Genomic DNA, 6,567 nt, shown 5'->3' with positions numbered 1-6,567 from the left:
GAAATTCGTCCGTCCGTTTCAGTCCCATAGTTCGTCTCCTTTGCTGCAATAAATGCTATCAAAGGAGCGGCAGCAAACCGCGACACGTCCAGTTTGCCCTACCTGATCCGGTGGAACAATTCTCTGTTCCCGCGAGGAAGTTCCCTGTTCCACTTTTTAGGGAATTTGCAACATAAACCTCTGAAAAACATACAGTTCCGACAGGTGAAATAACGGAACTCAGACCTGTTTCGCGAAAATTCCCTGTAAATTGCAGGTTATCAGGGAAATCCAGCCCAAAGCGACCCCGCCAAAATGCGGCACTGAGACTGCGGCCGGAATTGCGCTCTGAATGTACAGTCCGCTCCGTCTCTGATTGAAAGCGCACGCGCCAACTCGCGGAAATTGCGACACAATTTCGGGTCAGAAAACACAACTGAAGTGAGACAGGTATGAGTGGCGGGGAGACAGGGATTCGAACCCTGGGGACGCTCTCACGCCCAACGGTTTTCAAGACCGCCGCATTCGACCACTCTGCCACCTCCCCGTCGAAGGCAGGGTCTAAGCGCAAGTTCGGTCAGAGGCAAGTCGAAATCGGGATTTCTTGCCGAAGCCCGCGCAGCGGTCTTTCCATGACTCTTCAGCCGCGTTATGATCCCCGAAATAGACCGAAACAGGCTGGCAAGCAGAACCAGCAGACCGGCAGCGGGGTTCCGAGAACGAGACCCCTTCAGGCAAGGGATAAGCAGATGAAGCGAGCGATCATGACACGCCCGGGACCGAAACGGTTGGCGTATCTGGCGTTGACTTTGACAGTTTTGAGCGGGTGTGAAGACATTCTTCAAGAGGCTGAAAAACCTGAAGAAAACTCAAACAAAACCGAACTCCTTCCCGAGGTAGCCTCGGGCTCGCAGCGTGACGTCGAAGCCCCCGAGGTTTTTCAGGTCACCGAAGCGGGGCTTTGGGATGGCAGGCCCTCGCTGGGCGGGATCTGGGTTGCCTATCCGGAAGTATCCCAGCCCGAGCGTGTCGTAATTACGAACACCGCAAACAACAAGTCTGTAACAGGGGCCCTGTTCCGACGTGAACGCAACCTGCCCGGCCCGGCGCTACAGGTCTCATCTGCGGCTGCGGAACAGCTCGGAATGCTGGCGGGCGCGCCGACAAAGGTCAGTGTGGTCGCTTTGCGCCGTGAAGCTGTAAAGGAATCACCACCCGAGGACGCGCCCAAACCGGAAGACGAGGCGGCAGATACGGCTGCGGTATCGGACACCGCGGCCACCGACGATCCATCCGCGGCAGATACCGAAAAACCGGCCAAGCCGAAATGGTGGCAAAAGAAGGCGCCAGCGGCAGCAGCCGGTTCGGCAGTGGTTGCGGCGGATGCGGCAAGTTCTGCCAACGCAGCGACCGAAGGTACGGACACGACCACAGCTGCGGCATCAGCCACTGAGGACCCAACAGAGCCCGCTGAAGAAAAACCCGCCAAGCGGAAGTGGTGGCAGAAAAAAGAGCCAGCAGCAGCAGCGGCTGCGGGAGCCACCGTGGCTGCGGCGGACGTCGCGACAGACAGTGTTGATGTGGCCGCAGATGTAGCGGTAGCCGCAGCTGCACCGGAGTTGTCGGACGCGCCGGTCGAAGCCCCCGCTGAAAAGCCTGCAAAACGGAAGTGGTGGCAAAAGAAAGACCCCACTGAGATCACCGAAACGCCACTGGATCCCATCGAAGGCGCTGCATCCGCGATTGACGCGACCGAAGCGGTTCCGGCCGCAGCGGCGGCAACAGGCGCTGCGTCTCCGCTGAGCAAACCATTTGTGCAGATCGGCACGTTCAGCGTCGAAGCAAATGCGAATGCCGCCGCCGAGAAAGTGCGCCGGAATGGCATGTCGACTGTTGTGCGGGAACTGAAAACCGAAAACAAAACAGTATGGCGGGTCCTGGTTGGCCCTGCCGCAACCCGGGCCGAACGCAAGGCCATTCAAAAAGATGTAAAGGACCTTGGTTTCAAAGATGCGTTCACCGTGTCCGACTGATACAAGGAGGCATAACATGCTATCCTCATTGCGAACTTCTGTTCTGGCCATTGGGCTTGCCGTTCTGGCAATCCCGGCTCAGGCTTTTGATACATCTGCCCGCGCGGCTTATGTGATCGATCAGACCACCGGTACGGTGCTTTTGGCGAAAGACGCCGATCAGCCCTTGCCTCCTGCATCCATGTCCAAGCTCATGACGCTGTATGTTGCTTTCGAAGCGCTGCGTGACGGAAGACTGACGCTGGACGAAACCCTGCCCGTGTCCGAACACGCGATGAGCTATGGCGGCTCGACCATGTTTCTGAACACGCAGGACCGGGTTCGGGTCGAGGACCTGCTGCGCGGCATCATCGTTCTGTCAGGCAACGACGCCTGCGTGGTCCTGGCCGAGGCGCTAAGCCCTGACGGGACAGAGGCCGGGTTTGCCCGCTATATGACCCAGCGCGCAAAGCAGATCGGTATGAACAACTCGAATTTCGCGAACTCGAACGGTTGGCCTGCCGCCGGACATATGATGTCGGTTCATGATCTTGCGGTTCTGGCCGACAGGCTGATTACCGACTTTCCCGAATACTACCCCCTGTTTTCAGAAGAGGTATTCGAATTCGATGGCCGTGCGCCATCGAATGCCCGTAACCGCAATCCATTGCTGAAACTGAGCATTGGCGCGGATGGCCTGAAAACCGGCCACACGCAGGAGGCCGGATACGGCCTGGTCGGGTCTGCCAAACAAGGCGATCGCCGTGTCATCTTTGTCCTCAGCGGGCTGGACAGCACCGGTCAACGGGCAGAGGAGGCTGAGGCCGTGGTTAACTGGTCGTTTCGAAATTTTGTCGAGAGGACAGTTGCCAACGCGGAAACGCCGATAGCCGAAGCCAAGCTGTGGATGGGCGAGAAAAAGACTGTTGGTCTTGTACCTGACGGCGATCTGACGGTTCTGTTTCCGGTTCTGGGCACACAAAACGTCAAGGCCGAAGTTGTGTATCAGGGTCCCGTCAATGCACCGGTCAAGAAAGGCCAGCAACTGGCCGAACTTGTCATCAAGCCTGAAGGATTGCCGGAAATTCGACGTCCACTGGTGGCAGCGGAAGACGTTGCAATTGGTGGATTTGTCGTCCGTATGCTGACCGTTGGCGGCATAGTTCTGAAAGACGTGATCAATAACCCACTGGAGTCGATGTGACCAAGGCGGGGTTATTTCTGACTTTCGAAGGCATTGACGGATCAGGCAAGTCAACTCAGGCGCGGATGCTGGCGGATCAACTGCGGGCGCAGGGTCATGAGGTCGTTTTGACGCGTGAACCGGGCGGCTCACCCGGCGCGGAGGAAATCCGCAGCCTGGTATTGGAAGGTGATCCCGACCGCTGGTCGGCCGAAACGGAAATCCTGCTTTTCACGGCCGCCCGCCGCGACCATCTGGAACGTACGATCGAACCCGCACTTGCCGCAGGGCAAGTGGTGATCTGCGACCGCTTTGCCGACAGCACACGTATGTATCAGGGCCTGTCGCGGGGCGATCTGCGCGGCCTTGTTGATCAGCTGCACAGCCTGATGATCAAGCGCGAGCCGGACTTGACGCTGCTGATCGACATGGACCCCGATACCGGTCTGTCCCGCGCCAAAGGGCGGCAAGGCGCGGAAGAGCGGTTCGAAGATTTCGGCCCGGACCTACAAAGGAAAATGCGGGCGGGCTTTCTGGCACTGGCCCATGAGTTTTCCGACCGTTTCCGCGTGGTGGACGGTAACCGGGACATGGACAGCGTTGCGCAGGATGTGACAGAAATCGTCCAGGCTGCTTTGCGATAGACGATGAATGACGAAATCCCCTCTCCGGATCAGGTGCCCGGTGCGCCGCATCCCCGCGAGACTGTCCGGCTTTTTGGTCAGGATGCGGCGGAACAGGCGTTTCTGACCGCCTACAACTCGGACCGGCTGCACCACGGCTGGTTGCTGACCGGGCCGCGTGGCGTCGGCAAGGCAACGTTGGCCTGGCGGATTGCGCGGTTCTTGCTGGCTACACCTTTGGCAAACGACGGTGGGCTGTTTGGCGCGCCGCCACCGCCAGAGACGCTCGACATTGATCGCGACCACCCGGTGTCACGTCGCATTCTGGCCGGGGCCGAGCCGGGATTGGCCGCGATAGCCCGGTCGCTGAATGATCAGGGGCGGCTGCGCAACGAAATCGTTGTGGACGACATCCGAAAGCTGGGAAAGTTCTTTGGCCTGTCCTCTGCCGATGGTGGGCGCCGGGTCGTAATCGTGGATTCGGCGGATGAGATGAATGTCAGCGCCGCCAATGCTTTGCTGAAGATGCTGGAAGAGCCTCCGGCGCGTACAACTCTTTTGCTGGTATCGCACCAACCCTCGCGCTTGTTGCCGACCATCCGCTCTCGGTGCCGGACCTTGCGTCTTGGGCCCCTGAGTGCCGGGGATATGCAGGACGCGCTGTCGCAAACCGGGACGTCCTTACCGACGCATCCCGAATATCTCGCCGCATTGGCCGCTGGCTCGGTCGGGGACGCCGTTCGCCTGATCAATCTGGGCGGGCTTGAAATCTATGCCGAACTGATTGCCATTCTGGGCACCCTGCCCCGCCTGGACCGGCAGCGCGCGCTGGCCCTGGCCGAGGCTGCGGCACAACGTGGCGCGGCCGAGCGCTTTGATCTGCTGCTGACACTGATCGATATCGCCTTGTCTCGGCTGGCCCTGACTGGGGCAACCGGAGCACCGCCGACCTCTGAGGCCGCCCCGAACGAAGCTGAAACGCTGGCCAGACTGTCAGATTCTTCGGATCAGGCCCGTCGCTGGGCCGAAGTCGCAGCGACAATCACAGCCCGCACGCGACATGGTCAGGCGGTGAACCTTGACCCTGCCGCTCTGGTCCTAGATACGGTGTTCAAGATACAGGAAACCGCCGGCCAGGTCAGATGAGCGACACCCCCCAGATCACCGACAGTCACTGCCATCTGGACTTCCCGGATTTTGACGGTCAGTTGGACGACATCATCTCGCGCGCGGCCGAGGCTGGCGTGACCCGGATGGTGACGATTTGCACCAAACTGCGCAATGAACCCGCAGTCCGTGCAATTGCCGAAGCCCATGCACCGGTATTCTACGCCGCAGGCACCCACCCGATGAGCGCCGCTGACGAGCCTATGGTCTCGGTCGATGAATTGGTTGCGCTGGCACAACATCCCAAATTTGTGGGCATCGGCGAATCCGGTCTGGATTACCACTATACCGCCGACAGCGCTGAGCTTCAGAAGCAATCTCTGCGCTTTCATATCGAAGCCGCCCAGCGCACAGGGTTGCCTTTGATCATTCATGCCCGCGCGGCAGACGACGATATGGCCCAAATTCTGGCCGAAGAGTATCGCAACGCGCCCTATTCCTGCGTGATGCACTGTTTCTCGTCCTCGGCCGAGTTGGCCAAAGCCGCGCTGGATCTTGGGTTTTATCTGTCCATGTCCGGCATTGCGGCCTTTCCCAAAAGCCAGGAGTTGCGCGACATTTTCGCAAGCGCACCGCTGGATCGCATTCTGGTGGAAACCGATGCGCCCTATCTTGCGCCGCCCCCTTATCGTGGCAAGCGAAACGAACCGGCCTATACCGCACATACAGCCCGAAAAGGGGCTGAAGTGTTCGGTCTGGAGTATCCGGCTTTTGCCGCCCAAACTCAGGCAAACTTTGACCGGCTGTTCAGCAAGGCGGCAAAGAACAGGGCCGCTGCATGACCGAATTGCGATTTACCATTCTGGGCTGCGGATCGTCAGGCGGCGTACCCCGGTTGGGTGGCCACTGGGGTGCTTGCGATCCTGCTAACCCCAAGAACATTCGCCGGCGCTGTTCCCTGCTTGTCGAGCGTAACGGCCCCGGCGGCACAACCTCAGTGTTGATTGATACGACCCCGGACATGCGCAGCCAGTTGCTGGACACGGGCACCGGGCGGCTTGATGGTGTAGTCTATACACACTCTCACGCGGATCATGTCCATGGAATCGACGACCTGCGCATGATCGTGTTCAACATGAAAACCCGTGTACCGGTCTGGGCTGATGGTGATACCCAGAACGCCCTGCTGGGGCGGTTTGGATACGCCTTCATTCAACCCGAAGGGTCACCTTATCCTCCGATCCTCGACCTCAAGTCCATCGACGGACCGTTCGAAATTGATGGACCCGGCGGGCCCATTCCGTTTCGTCCATTCAAGGTCAATCACGGCTCGATAGATTCTCTAGGTTTTCGCATGGGACGGCTCGCCTATTTGCCGGATGTTGCCGAAATATACGACGACGCATGGCCTGAAATGGAAGGGTTGGAATATCTTATAATCGACGCCCTGCGCCGAAGCCCTCATCCCACACATGCACATCTGGAAAAAACGCTTGAGTGGATTGAGAAGCTGCAACCAAAACAGGCGATTCTAACCAACATGCATATCGATCTGGATTATATGACCCTCGATGCAGAAACTCCGGACAATATCACCCCCGCCTATGACGGGATGGTGATACATCACGCGTTTCAGGCCCCTGTTCCTTTTGCATAAGATATC

General features: G+C 58.8%; 6 protein-coding genes and 1 tRNA gene. 6 read left to right on the top strand and 1 reads right to left on the bottom strand.

Annotated elements, in window-relative coordinates; translation table 11 throughout:
- Window positions 1–436 precede the first annotated feature (436 nt).
- Window positions 437–526, bottom strand: a tRNA-Ser gene (locus tag ACR0ES_RS05945).
- Window positions 527–728: 202 nt separating this feature from the next.
- Between ACR0ES_RS05945 and ACR0ES_RS05940 the strand changes: the two genes are divergently transcribed.
- The 6 genes from ACR0ES_RS05940 to ACR0ES_RS05915 are packed head-to-tail and all read left to right on the top strand — an operon-like array spanning window position 729 to window position 6,561.
- Window positions 729–2,012 (top strand): SPOR domain-containing protein, encoded by a 1,284-nt coding sequence (locus tag ACR0ES_RS05940; RefSeq protein ID WP_480869861.1) that lies wholly within the window; start codon window positions 729–731, stop codon window positions 2,010–2,012.
- Between the two features lie 16 nt (window positions 2,013–2,028).
- Complete coding sequence (locus ACR0ES_RS05935) at window positions 2,029–3,195, top strand: D-alanyl-D-alanine carboxypeptidase family protein (protein ID WP_480481762.1); 1,167 nt, start codon at window positions 2,029–2,031, stop codon at window positions 3,193–3,195.
- The gene (tmk, locus tag ACR0ES_RS05930; RefSeq protein WP_267362759.1) at window positions 3,192–3,818 is read left to right on the top strand and encodes a dTMP kinase; all 627 of its coding nucleotides are present in this window, start codon (window positions 3,192–3,194) and stop codon (window positions 3,816–3,818) included. The genes ACR0ES_RS05935 and tmk overlap by 4 nt, the downstream gene beginning before the upstream one ends.
- A gap of 3 nt (window positions 3,819–3,821) precedes the next feature.
- Window positions 3,822–4,943: a DNA polymerase III subunit delta' gene (locus tag ACR0ES_RS05925; RefSeq protein WP_480869859.1), complete on the top strand. Its 1,122-nt coding sequence runs from the start codon at window positions 3,822–3,824 to the stop codon at window positions 4,941–4,943.
- A complete protein-coding gene (locus ACR0ES_RS05920; RefSeq protein ID WP_480869858.1) occupies window positions 4,940–5,746 on the top strand; it encodes a TatD family hydrolase in 807 nt (268 codons plus the stop codon). The genes ACR0ES_RS05925 and ACR0ES_RS05920 overlap by 4 nt, the downstream gene beginning before the upstream one ends.
- Window positions 5,743–6,561 (top strand): MBL fold metallo-hydrolase, encoded by an 819-nt coding sequence (locus ACR0ES_RS05915; RefSeq protein WP_480773252.1) that lies wholly within the window; start codon window positions 5,743–5,745, stop codon window positions 6,559–6,561. The genes ACR0ES_RS05920 and ACR0ES_RS05915 overlap by 4 nt, the downstream gene beginning before the upstream one ends.
- Window positions 6,562–6,567 lie beyond the last annotated feature (6 nt).

This window comes from Ruegeria sp. N7 (assembly GCF_056531345.1).
Note: the sequence above shows the minus strand (reverse complement) of the source record. Positions and strands in the feature narration are given on the sequence as shown.